Source organism: Nostoc sp. UIC 10630 (assembly GCF_010747425.1).
GTDB lineage: Bacteria > Cyanobacteriota > Cyanobacteriia > Cyanobacteriales > Nostocaceae > Nostoc.
Map to the genome: position 1 here is coordinate 1 of NZ_JAAGOG010000192.1, position 14,369 is coordinate 14,369.

The following is a 14,369-nucleotide window of genomic DNA, read 5'->3' on the forward strand; positions in this document are numbered from 1 at the left end:
CCCTTATCCCCAGAGGGGACCCCACCTTCCCCTTTTCCCCTTAACCGAGAAGTATGTGCCCTGCCTCTTGTCTCCTTCATTTTTATCTACCGCGATCGCGTTCTAAATCATCAATCACTTTTTGCAAATACCACTCGTCTGACATTCCAGGATGATAATCCTGCTTCTGCTGAATCAATCTTTCGGCAATTTCCCAATATCCCCCAACCATGCTCAAAAGTCGCTGATGTAGCATGTTATACTTTTGCCTTTTTGACTGGGGACTAAATTTTTGGATTTTTTCTAGGCTACTTAAGACTTGTTGATAATTTCCCCAGTCTTCTTGTTCACAAAAAATACTCGCCGCCCGTTGATAATCTGCCACGGCGTTTTGGATTTCTTCTAAACAAGTATAGGCAATGCCGCGATTGTAGTAAGCTTGAGCATCATCAGGATTGATTTGCAATGCTTGGGTGTAATCTTGAATTGCACCGAGATAGTTGCCCGTTGTCCGATAGGCATTACCTCTGGCAATATAGACTAAAGGATCTTGTGGTTGGATTTGGAGTGCTTGGTTAAGATCCGCGATCGCACCTTGATGATCTCCCAATATAGAACGGGCTTTACCTCGGTTGCGATAGACAATGGCATCTTGAAAATTTAGTCGCAATGCTTGATTAAAATCTGCGATCGCTTCACGATAATTTCCCATTTTACAACGCACAACCCCACGACAGCAGTAAGCTTGGGCATCTTGTGAATCGGCTTTCAATACCCAGTTTAAATCTGCCAATGCCTCTTGGGTATCTCCCTTTTCAGCCTTTTCTAATAATTGCGTGAAATAATCATTGGTGGATAAAACTGGTGCATTGGTGGAACGTGATTGCTGTACTACATGTAATTCTTGGGGTTGTAGCTGTTTAATTCGTTCCAGACACAGGCGACAATTCTCTTTATCCTGTTGTTCTAGATATAATTGTGCTGCTTTTTTAAAGTTAGCGATCGCATCTTGAATATAACCCTGTTTGCGCCGCACCATTCCCCGCAGATTATAAGCCGCAGCATAATTAAGATTGAGACGAATCGCGCGTTCAACATCTTCTAGCGCCCCCGGTAAGTTTTTCAGCGCCACCCTAGCCAATCCACGGCAATAATACGCCTCTACACTCTCAGGATTAAATTTCAGAGCTTCGGTATAATCTGAAACAGCTTTAAGGATTGCTCCTGAGTCATAATATGCCAAACCTCGTTGTAAGTAAGCTTCGGTAAAGTAAGGTGTTAGTTGTAAAGCATGGTTAAATTCCTCAATTGCTCCGGCGTAGTCTTTTCGTCTAGCCTTTTCTAATCCTCTATTGTAAAATTCGTCATTCATAGCATTTGTTTGGTTGATTCAGTTAGTTGAATTTCAGCAAGCTTGCTTCGTGGCCTAACCTATCCACTTACTCTTAATATTTTAAGTATTCAGCATGGCTTTGCTTGATTTCGGATTTGCAATGAATTAAAACGAACACATCCCGGAAATTTTCTCAGGGGGATTTACCCAATTAAAGATTGTACACCTCCAGATTGGAGATATATTAACTGATATGGCAACTATAGCAATCCTAAATCATTCGTGAAAAGTTAGATCCCCGACTTCTTAAAGAAGTCGGGGATCTGGACAGTGAGAATTTTCACAAATCAGATAGGGTTGCTATAGATAAACCACTATCAGCCCAATTATTTCCAATTCCAAATAAAAAAACTGGGGAAATGACTACATTCAATTCCCCACATATCGTAGATTGTCAAATATTTACAGTTAACTAAAATTATTCTGAAAGTAAGCTAGGAGAAGTTAGTACAAAAATATCCCAACTTCCTTGACCATTATTTTCTGGTTTTATCGGATTTGCAAAGTGGAAAAATTCATGGTCGTTGACCAATAAGAGTTCCCCCGGATTTAGAACTTTGCTAAACACAGGTTTTTCTTTTTTGGCAGTATATAAATGTGTTTCTCCACCTTGGATATTATCTCTATCTACTGAAAATACGCCAATAAAATCAGTACCATCTTGATGGATACCTTCAGGTGCTGGATTACTAAAATTGTCTGGTGAACAACTAATTCTTATTTGATGAACTCCGATTTCAGCTTCAGGATGAAGTTTACAAGAATCACTAAATGCTAAAACAAGATTTCTAAAAATATCAAGTTTTATGAGTGCATCATCTAATTCTGCAAACTCTCTTTTTATGTCACCTACTAATGGATTATATTCTTTACTTTGAAAAAAGTAGCCATGAGGTAATTTGATTAACTCGTTTCCAGAAACAGTGAACCGAGATAATCTTCTGGAACGATAATTGCCTTTGATATAAGGGTCAACAGGCATATTACTAAAAAATGGCTTGAAACCCTCTAGATTGATGGAATTTACTTTTCTTAAAGTAAATAGAAAAGCATATTCTAATTCCGTCGCTGTCCACACTTTTTGCATAGGATTTACCTCCTTGCACGTTGGAAGTCTCCCAGATTTTTTATGGAAGGCTTATAACACTGAGTATATGCTACTTTTTATTACTATGTTGTCAATTTAACTACAAAAATTGACAATTCATGATATGTGAAGTTGCTTGATTTTTGTGACAGTGGGGAGTCGCTGCTGAAGAGATTTGCTGTTGAGAGTTAGGTGGTTAAGGAATCGACGTATATTTACTAGCAGCAACAAGGTTTTATAATGATGGATTGGCTTTATCGTTACCCACCTTTGTATCCGGGTATTTTACTCAAGCGTTACAAGCGGTTTTTTGCTGAAGTTCAACTTACTTCTGGCGAAATAGTGACAGCACATTGTCCCAACACAGGGCCAATGACTGGAGTATCAACTGTGCAAAGTGCTGTACAGCTTTCCAAAAGTGATAATCTTAACCGCAAATTGGCTTACACTTTAGAGCTAATTCAGGTACATGATAATGAGCCGACTTGGGTAGGCATAAATACTTTTTTGCCCAATCGGGTGGTAAAGCTAGCTTTGGCGAAACACCTTTTTCCAGAATTGGGCGACTATAGCCAAATCAAGGGTGAGGTGGTTTATGGGCTAGATAAAAAAAGTCGAGTGGATTTTTTCTTGACGGGGAGTGATGAGGAACGCCCGATTTATTTAGAGGTGAAAAATACAACTTTGTCTGAGGGAAGATTAGCTTTATTTCCTGACACGGAAACTACAAGAGGACAAAAACACTTGCGAGAACTAATGGCGCTACTACCTCTAACTCGTGCGGTGATGCTTTACTTTATCAATCGCGGTGATTGTATCGAGTTCTCCCCTGGCGATCGCACAGATCCTGTCTATGGTAAATTATTACGGGATGCGATCGCTCTTGGTTTAGAAGTCCTACCTTGCCGTTTTGACATTTCCCCCGAAGGTATCCGTTATTTAGGTTTGGCAAAACTAAAAATTTGATTACACCTAATTAAGAGAGGCTAGCAATTGCAACGTCTCCACAGACATAAAACAACAAATCCATCTAGATATTGTCTAGATGGATTTGTTGGTAGTTGGTGTTTACTAAAAAACATTCAACCAGATTTTAATCAAGAAACGACTATGGGTAGTCGCTGCCCCAGAAATAGCATTCGCTATTCTGAAGTTTGTTTATGCAGGAATCAAAACTGTGTCAATTACGTGGATGACACCGTTGTCAGCAGCAACATCTGCTGCTGCAACTGTTGCATCATTGATTTTAACGCCATTAGAAGCGTCAATTTTTACATCTGAACCTTCAACTGTTTTAGCTGTCTTCAGTTTAGCTACATCAGCAGCCAGTACCTTTCCTGAGACTACATGATAGGTCAAGATTTTCTTGAGCTTTGGAATATCTTTCAGTAATGCGTCTACTGTACCTGCTGGAAGCTTGTTAAATGCTTCATCTGTGGGTGCGAAGACGGTGAATGGGCCATCACCTTTCAGTGTATCTACCAGACCAGCCGCTTGGATTGCTGCAACTAGTGTCTTGAAAGAACCATTGTTAGTGGCAGTGTCAATTATGTTGGCCATGTGTTTTACCTAGTTCTGTGTAACCTGTTACAAATCTAAACTATTTTTCCATAAAAGCTATCTATCGTTAGATGTATGCCAAATTAATTTTTTTATTGATAGCATAAAAGTTTATATATATTTTTATACACACAGAGAATTATATGTAGTTAATCTAAATAGATGAGTTACAAGCACTCCTGGATTCGTGGTTTACCGCCGCAGATATCGCTCCTTTTTTACACATCGGTAAGCAATACTTGTCGGTTAAGGGGAAAAGGGGAAGGGGAAAGGGGAAAGAAAAAACCTTTAACCTTTACCCCAAACCCAATTCTGAGTTAAAAATCCTTAACCGAGCAGTATTGCATCGGTAAGTGCGATCGCTTTTCACTAGTGTTAGTACAGCACTAGTACACCAGCTTAATTACCAACTAAATTAGGCAATAACTCATTTAAAACTACTTTATTGGTAAAAATATATTTTAGTAATTTTTACAAAAAACCTATGCTGGATAAGTAATTCAGGGTGGTTTTAAAGTTTAACTTCCCTTACTAAGCTTTTTGTCAGGATTTTATAACCAAAAATGTTGGTAATAAGCGTGTTTAACTGATATTATTTCATCACTAAATACATTTCACTTTTTGTTTGTGTAATTCTACTTGGAAATAATAACGGCTCATCATAACTAATGCTTTTAGCAATTGCGAGTCCGTTTGTTTATTTCCAGAATTTTTAGTGCGTAGCAATTACGTCAAAACTCTCTCTAAATGAGATTTATCCATATCCTCTGCATTCAGTGCAGTTGATTTCTGTTGTCTGTATGTAATGTATTTATGTCAAAAATGACACATTCAGCTAATATTTCCCCAAACTATAACTTTCATGAACAGAAGAAGACTTATTGCTTGGATAGCTACAGCAGTTACCAGCATGATGTTGGTAATAGGCTTTCAATTTGTCCATTTATCGCCAGCAAGCTCCACAACCACACTTAACGTGTATGCAGCTGTCAGCTTAACAAACGCACTGAATGCAATTAAAACCCAATTCCAAAATGCTAACCCGACTGTCAACGTAGTTTATACATTTGGAGCTTCTGGTACCTTGCTGAGTCAAATACAAGCAGGAGCCCCAGCAGATATTTTCATTTCAGCTGCTACCGACCAAATAGATGTCTTGCAGAATGCAAGCCCAAGTAAGTTGGTAGCAGGTAGCCGTAAAAACGTTGTCAGAAATCGTCTAGTCTTGATTGCCCCTACGACACCTCCTGTTAGTGCTGGTAGCGCTGCTCTCACCAGCTTCAATGGTTTGACCAATGCCAATATTACTGGTATTGCCATAGGTGACTATACAGGTACTCCTCCACTTGTGCCAGCAGGAAATTATACCAAACAAGTTCTCACTAGCCGGGGTATTTTCACTACTCTCAACCCTAAGTTATACCTTGCTAGCAATGTGCGTAACGTTTTAACTGCTGTTGAAAATAAAACTCTTGTAGTTGGAGGTGTAAATAAAACTATCGATGCAGGTGCAGTTTACAAAACTGATGCTGCTCTTTCTAACAAAGTAAGAGTTGTAGAAACTGCTCTAACAACAGAGAGCAATCCGATTGTCTATCCATTGGGTATACTCACCAGAACTACAGTTTTAACGACCGCACAGAGTTTTTCTAACTACTTAACTGGTACTACTGCTCAGAATATTTTCAAAAATAATTATGGGTTTCTTGCGCCTTAATTACCACAAAGTAAATCAATTAAGTAGTCGTTGTCGTGAATTTTGAACTATTTGGAGTAATGTCTCGTGAAGTTCACTAAAAAACTCTCAATTATTGTTTGTAGTTTGACCACTGCCTTTCTTCATACTGCTGTGCTTACCAATACTTATAAATCGACAGCACAAGCGGAAGGACAAGAACTGATTAACAACGGGGGATTTGAAATAGATCCTCTTGCAGATATTAATGATCCCAACATTTTAAACTCTAATGTTACAGGATGGGTTAAATCTGGCGATCCAACAGCTGCATCTGGTGTTACGATTAGCAACTTTCCTCATACTGGTAATCAAGGTTTATCGCTTGGTGCATTTTCAAGCATTGCTTACATATCACAGACTATCTCTACAGTTCCTGGTCAACACTATCAACTTACTTACTATTTAGCATCCATAGAGGAAGCACCCAATCTTGATAATAAACTTCACGTATTTGTAAATGGTGAGAAGGTTTCTTCCAAAAAGAATATTGGCTACCAAGCCTACACAGAATACAAGTTAGATTTTGAAGCGGAAGGAACATCTACAGAGATAAAGTTTGGTTCTCTAGCCAAGTATGCATTTTTATATTTGGATGATGTGAGTGTCAAAGCAGCACCTGAAGATGAAGGACAACAATGAACTATAGGTCAAAATGTAAGCTGCTTCATCACCTTAGAGGATGTTTGTAAAGTATTAGGTTGTATCAAGATCCCCCCCATTAAGCCTTATAAGGGGGATCTGAAGATATTTGATGCATTACGTTGTACGTTGTTGTGATTTTGAATTATTTGGAGTCAAGTTTGATGAATTTAACCAAAAAACTCTCAATTATTGTTTTTAGTGTTACTACTACCTTAGCTAGCACAGCTGTGATTACCAATACTTATAATACAGCAGCACAAGCAGTAGAACTTGTTAGGAATGGAAGCTTTGAACTCGACCCACTCATAGATCCTAACAACCCCAATGTTCCAAATCCTAATATTACAGACTGGATTAAATCTGGCGATCCAATAGATACATCAGGGATTAGAATTAACAATTTTCCTCAGTATGAGAGTGGTAATCAAGGTTTATCGATTGGTTCGTTTGTAAATCCTGCTTATATATCCCAAAATTTGGCTACAACTATCGGTAGTAACTATAATCTCAGTTTCTTTTTAGGAACAGACGAAGATAGCAGTCAAGTTGATAACATATTTCAGGCATTTGTCGATGGAAATCAAGTTTTTGATAAAATAAATACTACAAATGTTGCTGGAAGTCCTTTCACACAATATGACTTAAATTTTGTGGCGACACAATCATCGACAGAGTTAAAGTTGGTCGGTAGAGCTAGCTATGGTTTCTTATACTTGGACAATGTGAGTGTAAAACCTCTGTCTGTACCTGAGCCATCGACTACTGGAGGAATAGTAGTTACTACCGGTTTCTTGGGAATATGGTTGAAGAAAAAGAAGGCAATTAGTTAGAAAAAATAGCCCTTTTTGTCACTCTCAGAAAACAACAGAGCGATCGCTATACAATCTTAATCCGGTGTTGCCGGATCGGATATGAATAAGCTGATGTAGCCGCTTTTAACCAAAATAACTGGGTTGGTTTCCGGGTTTCCATTTAATATTGCAACCAACACTCGGCTTTTGGTCGCTTGTAACAGGTTTGCCTGCCAGCACTGCTTCAATGGCTGCGCGTAAATCTGCACCTGTTACAGGTTTACCATTACTGGGACGGCTATCATCTAATTGTCCCCGATAAACAAGTTTGCGTTGCTCGTCAAATACAAAAAAATCAGGTGTGCAAGCTGCTGTGTAAGCTTTTGCCGTCTCCTGACTCTCGTCGTAGCATAAGGTAAAATTAAACCCTTGTTCGGTGGCAAATGCTTGTAACGACTCTGGTGCATCATCTGGATAATTCTTGGCATCGTTAGCACTTATAGCAACGATCGCTAAATCACTTGTAAAATAATCTTTTCCTAACTGCACTAATTCTTGTTGGATGTGCTTTACAAATGGGCAATGCCGACAAATAAACATCACCAACAGCGCTTTTTTATCTGCAAAGGTAGAAAGCGAAGTTGCCTTTCCAGATACCACTTCAGGTAGATTAAAATCTGGTGCTTTTGTGCCTAGTGACAACATTGTTGAAGCAGTTAAAGCCATAGTTCACCTAATATTTTCACGCTAATAAGGGCTTTTGCTATCAGTATATTCACTCTAGCACTAAGCTTTCCATAAAAGAAGAGACGGTAAATCTACCGTCTCTTAATTATTTATTGAGAATTACGTTATAAAAAATTAGTTTTTACAGATTTGCCAAAACACCAACAATACCGTGTCCTGTGAATACTTCTAATGCTATCAGAGAAACAAAACCAATCATTGCTAAACGACCGTTGAGCATTTCTGCATAGGGAGTGAAACCAGTGCGATCGCCTTGCTCGTCTATATAAACCTTTGGCTCGATTGCAAAGTTGTTCAGTTTGCCTTGGTCGTCAATTATAGCAGTGCTTGTACGCATGGATTTTTCCCTGTTTTCTCTTTATGTAAACAACTGTAACAAAAATATTAATATTTGTAAAGTATCTGAATCTCCTCAAGTAGAAGTCCAAGGCAGAGATATGATAATGGATCGAGTTCAAAGCCATGTCTAACGAACAGGCTCCGCTTCTTCTGCATAAGCACTTTCAGTCACAAATCCATTCCTAAAAACTAATGCATCGATTTCGAGTAGAGGTTATTGCCAAAACGCCAAACCCGCAGCAGGTGATTTATGCCGCGATGCACCAGGACTATACCGATGGGTTCGTGTTTGATGAGCGCGACTCCTGGCCGTCAGAGTCACAAAGCGGCGAAGTTATTGTTAAGCGACTTTTAGCAGGTGAGAGGGGACACTATGGGCCTCTAGAGCATCCCCAAATTGTTTTCAACTGTGGCTACTTTCCCCACAGTGTCATGCAGCAGGCTCGTACACATCGTGTAGGAGTATCATTTGATGTTCAGTCTTTTAGGTACACAGGCAACCAATTTATTGATGTACTAGAAGGTAAGAAAGACATAGAAGATGTTTTTTACCTACGCCCTGTTGGTTATTACACTGATAGACAAGGCAAAAAATACCATTATTCACCAGAGCAACGAGCAGCAGATTTAGAGTGGTGTTTGGAAGCAGCTAAACGATATCAAGCTGATTTTGAGGCTGGAATGTCTGAAGAACACGCAAGAGGTAAAGTGCCTTTTGATTATCGCCAGCATTTTGTAGTTAGTTTCAATTTAAGGTCTTTCTTGCATTTTTGTGACCTGAGAAATAAGAAAGATGCTCAACTTGAAATTCAGAAGTTGTGTGAAATGATGTGGCCTCATTTTGAAGATTGGGCACCTGCGATCGCGCAATGGTATGAAAAACAGCGTCTGGGTAAAGCCAGACTTGCACCATAATCATATTTTGGGCTGGATTGAGAATGTCCCACTTGGATTGATTGATTTACCACGTTTTGGCTCAAAGGGATTGTCCAAACAGCCACCAGAAAATCATAAATAAAAAATTAGTAAAATGTTTTCATGCGTCGAGACTCAATATTTTACAAACTGTTTCAACAGTCTCCAACTTTGCTATTTGAACTGTTGACAAATCCTCCAACTAATGCAGATAGTTATCGTTTTGATTCAGTCGCAGTCAAAGAACCAAAATTTGAAATTGACAGGGTATTTCTACCACCTGAAAGTGATGGTGCTGGAGTTGTATATTTTTGCGAGGTTCAGTTCCAGAAAGATGAACAACTTTATGAAAGAGTATGGGCTGAATCTTCGTTATATTTCTACCGCAACCGTGCCAGATTTAGCGACTGGCAAGCAGTGATAATTTACCCGTCGCGCAGTATCGAACAAAGCGATATTCATCCTCATCGTTCATTGCTGAACGGTGAACAAATACATCGGGTGTATTTAGATGAATTAGGGGATATTCGTCAATTACCTATATGGGTAGCGTTGATGGTTTTAACTACAGTGGATGAAGAACAAGCGCCAGAAGAAGCAAGGTATTTGTTAACAAGAACCAATCAAGAAGCGCTATCACCATCAAGTCGCGCCATAATTGAATTAATAACGACGATCATGGTGTACAGATTTGAACAATTAACCCAAGCGGAGGTAGAGTCTATGCTAGGAATCACGCTTAAGGAAACGCGAGTTTACCGAGAAATTAAGGAAGAAGGACGTGAAGAAGGACGTGAGGAAGGACGTGAGGAAGCAACAGCTAATCTCATTCTTCGGCAATTAACTAAGCGATTTGGGGAACTTTCTGAGGAAATACGCTCCTCCATTTCTGGTTTACCTTTGCCTGTTCTGGAAGATTTGAGTGAAGCACTGTTAGATTTTACTAGTTTGGCCGATTTACAGGTTTGGCTAGAAGCGCGATGAAAAAATGGCCCTAAGCCAAGCCCAACGGTAAACGCAATTACCCTCTAGATACATCTGCAATCAAATTATTACTAGCACTGCAATTGGTGAATAGATTTAAGTTCTATATTTTGTGTAAGGTTTTTTTAGATATCATTCAGTCTAAATACGAGCCAAAGTCACAATTTCTTGCTGATCCTGATATTTTCCCTGGCGTGCTTCGTAACTAATAGCGCAGGGTTCACCTTCTAAAAATAGTAATTGCACCACGCCTTCATTAGCGTAAATGCGACAGTCAGCACTAGAAGAATTAGAAAATTCTAAAGTTAAATGACCTCGCCATGCAGCTTCAGCAGGCGTTAAATTTGCAATTATGCCACATCTTGCATAAGTTGATTTACCTATGCAAATTACTGTAATATTCTCAGGAACCTCCAGCTTTTCTAGAGCAACCCCAAGTCCATAGGAATGAGCAGGTAAAATAAAGTAACTGCCACTAGTATCAGTATGCAATGCTGTTGGCTCTAAATTATCGGGATTAAAGTTTTTGGGATCAACTACAGTTCCGGGAATGTGTCGAAAAATGCGGAACTCTGCCGGGGAAAGGCGTATATCGTAACCATAAGAAGACAAACCGTAGCTAATTACAGGCTGAACCGCTACAGACTCATCTTTTTGCACTTTTCGGATTAGGCTTGGCTCAAAGGGCGAAATCAAGCCCTGTTGAGCCATTTCAGTAATCCAGATATCGTTCTTAATCACAAGTTCGTTGCTAACGTTAATTCAAACAGACTCGATATACTAGCACGAACTGAGTACTTTGTTTAGGGTCGATAACTCCGGCGGATTTCTGTAATTTGATCTGCCACATCAAGAAGAGATTTAGGCATTTCTGGCCCTGTGAGAATAATATCCACGTGGGGAGGGCGTTTTGCCAGAAACGCTAAAACTTCGGTTTCAGGAATTAAACCAAAGTTAATCGCTAAACTTAACTCATCTAAGACCACGAGAGAATACTTGCTTTCACACACTACTTGTTGTGTATATTGCCACAGTTTTTGTAAGGCTTGATTTTCCGTATCATCTAAATGTGGTGTATCGATACAACGAGGCAAATCACAGCGAATCCAATCTAAATTTTGCCCTAATTGTATGGGTCGATCATGTCCTTGGCGAATACCTCCTTTGAGGAACTGCACGATTAATACTGACGTTCCTTGTCCAGCTATTCTCAGTGATTGAGCTATAACGCTCGTGAAAAAATTACGATGTGAGCTAGTGAAAACTTGCACTAGTCCTTCAACTGGATATGGCAAGGTAAGGGTTGAGTTGATGCTTTGAGTTTCTAGCTGGGCAACCATAGGGTTAAGTTCAAAAAGATACAATAGTTAAGTTTCTTTGCTGACAGTAATTAGTACAAATCTGCCTGTATAATCAATCTGTTTTTCACAGGTGTGGTGGATTTGACAAATTGCATTATTAGTCAAACACTACGTTTGTGTGTAAGTCAAGAGTTGTTTTGATTTAAATTTACGTCTTTTCCCTGTAAATAGTTGTAAAAGTTAAAACATAAGAGTTACAGTTCCAATTATTTAAAAAGGCTGAGGATAACGTCTGAAAATCCCTAGATGTTAGATTTTTCAGTTGTTTGGGCAAAACAGACTTAGCAAGTAGTAAATTTGACAGCATGAGGAGTGAATTGTTGTGAGATTGGTGATTCTGGGAGGTTCAGGATCGGGGAAAAGCACTCAAGCACAAAGGCTTGGCAGATACTTTGATATTCCTCTGATTTCTACAGGTGAGATTTTACGGGAAGCAATATCTGGCAATCAGCCCCTGCCGGAATTGCGATGGTCGGAAGCCGATCCCCGGACTTCTCTTTCGGTTTACGCTAGTCTAAATGAACTAGGTTATCATGCACTGCCCTACATACAAAAAGGGGAGTTAGTTCCAGACGAAATGATCGTTGATTTGATCAGAGTTCGCCTCAGACAACCAGATATTAACTGCGATTGGGTCTTAGAGGGTTATCCTCGTACTGCCTTCCAAGCTGAGGAATTAGATTTTTTATTGGACGATTTAGGGCAAAAGCTAGATTGGGCAATTTATCTCCAAGTTCCAGAAGCAGTGATGGTTAGTCGATCCTTAGGGCGATCGCTACCAGATGACCAACCCGAAATCGTGCAGCGCCGTGTAGAATTATTCTACGATCGCACCATTCCAATCCTAGAATATTACGACCGTCGCCGCTGCCTATTGACCATCAACGGCGACCAATCACCAGAGATGGTGCAGCAAAATATTTTGACTCTACTTTCAGTTCCTTGAAGAATGCTGAGTTCTGAGTGGGAGAGTTAGGAAGAATTCTTCACAATCCCCAGTCCCCAGTCCCCAGTAGATTTACAACACTAAGGTAATCTTAAGGCAGTATTGTAAAACTTGAGGCAATTCTAATGGCTTGGCAGCGTCCTGATGGTCGGATTCCCTACGAACTACGTCCGATTAGCTTTCACCCCAGTTTCACCCGCTTTGCCCCCGGTTCTGTTCTTGCAAGATGCGGTGATACGCAAGTACTTTGTACCGTTAGCGTTAATAAGGGAGTTCCAAAGTTTCTCGAAGGAACTGGTAAAGGCTGGTTAACTGCTGAGTACCGAATGTTACCATCTGCCACTCAAAAACGCCAAGAAAGGGAATTATTGAAATTATCTGGACGGACGCAAGAAATTCAACGTTTAATTGGGCGCAGCTTACGTGCAGCAGTGGATTTTGAGGCACTGGGAGAACGCACGCTAACTGTGGATGCTGATGTGTTGCAAGCAGATGCCGGAACTCGGACAACAGCCATTACAGGCTCGTTTGTGGCATTGGCTCATGCGATTTCTAAATTGTTGCAGGAAGGCGTGTTAGAGCGATCGCCTCTGTGTGGACAGGTAGCAGCAGTTTCCGTAGGATTACTGGAGGGAGAGCCATTTTTGGATCTTAATTACATCGAAGATGTGGCTGCAACAGTAGACTTTAACGTGGTGATGAATCAACACCTGGGAATCATTGAAGTCCAAGGAACAGCCGAAGAAGGCAGCTTTAGCCGCACTCAGTTGGATCATCTGCTAGATGTTGCCCAAAAAGGAATTCAGGAATTGTTAATTGCCCAGCGTGAAGCGATCGCTGATTGGGAAGCATTGTTTGTGATTAATTAGTTTTATTAATTTTTAATAAGAATTAATAAATGTATCCTCTGTGGTGTAAATCAACAAAGTATCAAGTAACTGGGTGTAAATAAAAATAATTATGAGAGTAGTTAGTAGTTAGTACGACTGACTACTGACAACTTACCATTGAAGGTGATAAGGTGGTCAACGTTTTTCAAGCCTACTTAATCCATGATGTTAAATGTTTCAAAAGTTAAAAAGGAGGATTGTAATAAGTTCGGTATGGTATTGCTGGAAGCCAGCAATATGATGATGAAGCCATGAGCAAAACCGTTGAAGTTCTACCGGATCAGCCGGCGCTGGTTGCACGAGCGCTAGAATTAATTCTGTCTAAGTTAGAAACTGCTATTGAGAAGCGAGGGCGGTTTACCATCGCCTTATCTGGCGGCAGTACACCTAAACCGTTATACGAAGCGATCGCTACTCAAAAACTGCCTTGGGATAAAATTCATGTATTCTGGGGAGATGAACGTTACGTACCACCAGATCACCCCGATAGCAATGAACTGATGACGCGTCGTGCATGGCTAGATCGTGTTGATATCCCAGCAGCTAACATTCACCCCGTACCAACTTTAGAAGCCAATCCAGAACTCGCGGCTGCAAAGTATGAACAACATCTCAAAGAATTTTTCAATTCTTCTGGGGTAGAGTTTCCCGCCTTGGATGTAGTATTACTAGGAATGGGTGATGATGCACATACTGCATCTTTGTTTCCCCACACAGAGGCTCTCAAAGTACGCGATCGCCTGGTGACTGTAGGTAACAAAGACGGAAACCCCAGAATAAGTTTCACATACCCCTTCATCAACTCTGCTCTCAATGTGATTTTTCTGGTTGCTGGTGCTAATAAACGCCCAGCTTTGGCACAAGTCTTTGCACCTGTCGCCGATGACTTCGCTTACCCATCCCGCTTAATTCGGCCCCAAGGTGAACTTTGGTGGCTGCTGGATGCGGCAGCAGGTTCGGAACTTCAACATTAAACTTGGGGATTGGGGATTGGGGA

16 protein-coding genes and 1 pseudogene are annotated in these 14,369 nt (G+C 40.2%); 10 read left to right on the plus strand and 7 right to left on the minus strand.

The window, feature by feature from the left end; genetic code table 11:
• Positions 1-82: 82 nt before the first annotated feature.
• Entirely contained in the window at positions 83-1,351 is a 1,269-nt protein-coding gene (locus G1O98_RS30525; protein ID WP_163936166.1) for a tetratricopeptide repeat protein, read from the minus strand.
• 317 nt (positions 1,352-1,668) lie between these two features.
• Here G1O98_RS30525 and G1O98_RS40305 point away from each other — a divergent pair.
• A pseudogene (locus tag G1O98_RS40305) lies at positions 1,669-1,788 on the plus strand (DUF711 domain-containing protein); the annotation flags it as partial.
• Between the two features lie 2 nt (positions 1,789-1,790).
• Here the strand turns inward: G1O98_RS40305 and G1O98_RS30530 are convergent.
• The gene (locus G1O98_RS30530) at positions 1,791-2,459 is read right to left on the minus strand and encodes a 2OG-Fe dioxygenase family protein (RefSeq protein WP_163936170.1); all 669 of its coding nucleotides are present in this window, start codon (positions 2,457-2,459) and stop codon (positions 1,791-1,793) included.
• Between the two features lie 240 nt (positions 2,460-2,699).
• On the opposite strand from G1O98_RS30530, the gene sfsA reads away from it, so the two are divergent.
• Positions 2,700-3,425: a DNA/RNA nuclease SfsA gene (sfsA, locus tag G1O98_RS30535; protein ID WP_163936173.1), complete on the plus strand. Its 726-nt coding sequence runs from the start codon at positions 2,700-2,702 to the stop codon at positions 3,423-3,425.
• Positions 3,426-3,617: 192 nt separating this feature from the next.
• Here the strand turns inward: sfsA and G1O98_RS30540 are convergent, their stop codons facing one another.
• Positions 3,618-4,019 carry a fasciclin domain-containing protein gene (locus G1O98_RS30540; protein WP_163936176.1) on the minus strand — a complete coding sequence of 134 codons (402 nt, stop codon included), beginning with the start codon at positions 4,017-4,019 and terminating at the stop codon, positions 3,618-3,620.
• An 862-nt stretch (positions 4,020-4,881) separates the two neighbouring features.
• Here G1O98_RS30540 and modA point away from each other — a divergent pair.
• The 3 genes from modA to G1O98_RS30555 all read left to right on the plus strand — a co-directional run bounded on the left by modA (position 4,882) and on the right by G1O98_RS30555 (position 7,229).
• Entirely contained in the window at positions 4,882-5,736 is an 855-nt protein-coding gene (modA, locus tag G1O98_RS30545; RefSeq protein WP_175586936.1) for a molybdate ABC transporter substrate-binding protein, read from the plus strand.
• A 66-nt stretch (positions 5,737-5,802) separates the two neighbouring features.
• Positions 5,803-6,396, plus strand: coding sequence for a DUF642 domain-containing protein (locus G1O98_RS30550; protein ID WP_163936179.1), 594 nt, complete (start codon positions 5,803-5,805; stop codon positions 6,394-6,396).
• Positions 6,397-6,560: 164 nt separating this feature from the next.
• Complete coding sequence (locus tag G1O98_RS30555) at positions 6,561-7,229, plus strand: PEP-CTERM sorting domain-containing protein (protein ID WP_163936182.1); 669 nt, start codon at positions 6,561-6,563, stop codon at positions 7,227-7,229.
• Between the two features lie 105 nt (positions 7,230-7,334).
• Here G1O98_RS30555 and G1O98_RS30560 read toward each other — a convergent pair whose 3' ends face one another.
• On the minus strand, positions 7,335-7,916 hold the full coding sequence (locus G1O98_RS30560) for a thioredoxin family protein (protein WP_163936184.1): 582 nt from the start codon (positions 7,914-7,916) through the stop codon (positions 7,335-7,337).
• A 142-nt stretch (positions 7,917-8,058) separates the two neighbouring features.
• Positions 8,059-8,274 carry a chlorophyll a/b-binding protein gene (locus tag G1O98_RS30565; protein ID WP_114083012.1) on the minus strand — a complete coding sequence of 72 codons (216 nt, stop codon included), beginning with the start codon at positions 8,272-8,274 and terminating at the stop codon, positions 8,059-8,061.
• A gap of 194 nt (positions 8,275-8,468) precedes the next feature.
• Here G1O98_RS30565 and thyX point away from each other — a divergent pair, with 194 nt between their 5' ends.
• Positions 8,469-9,191 carry an FAD-dependent thymidylate synthase gene (gene thyX / locus G1O98_RS30570; protein WP_163936187.1) on the plus strand — a complete coding sequence of 241 codons (723 nt, stop codon included), beginning with the start codon at positions 8,469-8,471 and terminating at the stop codon, positions 9,189-9,191.
• Positions 9,192-9,314: 123 nt separating this feature from the next.
• Positions 9,315-10,175, plus strand: coding sequence for an Rpn family recombination-promoting nuclease/putative transposase (locus G1O98_RS30575; protein WP_163936190.1), 861 nt, complete (start codon positions 9,315-9,317; stop codon positions 10,173-10,175).
• 141 nt (positions 10,176-10,316) lie between these two features.
• On the opposite strand, the gene dcd is transcribed toward G1O98_RS30575, so the two are convergent.
• A complete protein-coding gene (dcd, locus tag G1O98_RS30580; RefSeq protein WP_175586937.1) occupies positions 10,317-10,886 on the minus strand; it encodes a dCTP deaminase in 570 nt (189 codons plus the stop codon).
• 92 nt (positions 10,887-10,978) lie between these two features.
• Positions 10,979-11,515, minus strand: coding sequence for a P-loop NTPase family protein (locus G1O98_RS30585; RefSeq protein ID WP_012409074.1), 537 nt, complete (start codon positions 11,513-11,515; stop codon positions 10,979-10,981).
• Between the two features lie 343 nt (positions 11,516-11,858).
• Between G1O98_RS30585 and G1O98_RS30590 the strand changes: the two genes are divergently transcribed.
• From G1O98_RS30590 to pgl, 3 genes are all read left to right on the plus strand, one after another.
• Positions 11,859-12,482, plus strand: a complete 624-nt coding sequence (locus tag G1O98_RS30590; RefSeq protein WP_163936196.1) for a nucleoside monophosphate kinase — start codon at positions 11,859-11,861, stop codon at positions 12,480-12,482.
• A 125-nt stretch (positions 12,483-12,607) separates the two neighbouring features.
• Positions 12,608-13,351: a ribonuclease PH gene (gene rph, locus G1O98_RS30595; protein WP_163936198.1), complete on the plus strand. Its 744-nt coding sequence runs from the start codon at positions 12,608-12,610 to the stop codon at positions 13,349-13,351.
• A gap of 272 nt (positions 13,352-13,623) precedes the next feature.
• Positions 13,624-14,346, plus strand: a complete 723-nt coding sequence (pgl, locus tag G1O98_RS30600; protein WP_163936201.1) for a 6-phosphogluconolactonase — start codon at positions 13,624-13,626, stop codon at positions 14,344-14,346.
• The last annotated feature ends 23 nt before the right edge of the window (positions 14,347-14,369 follow it).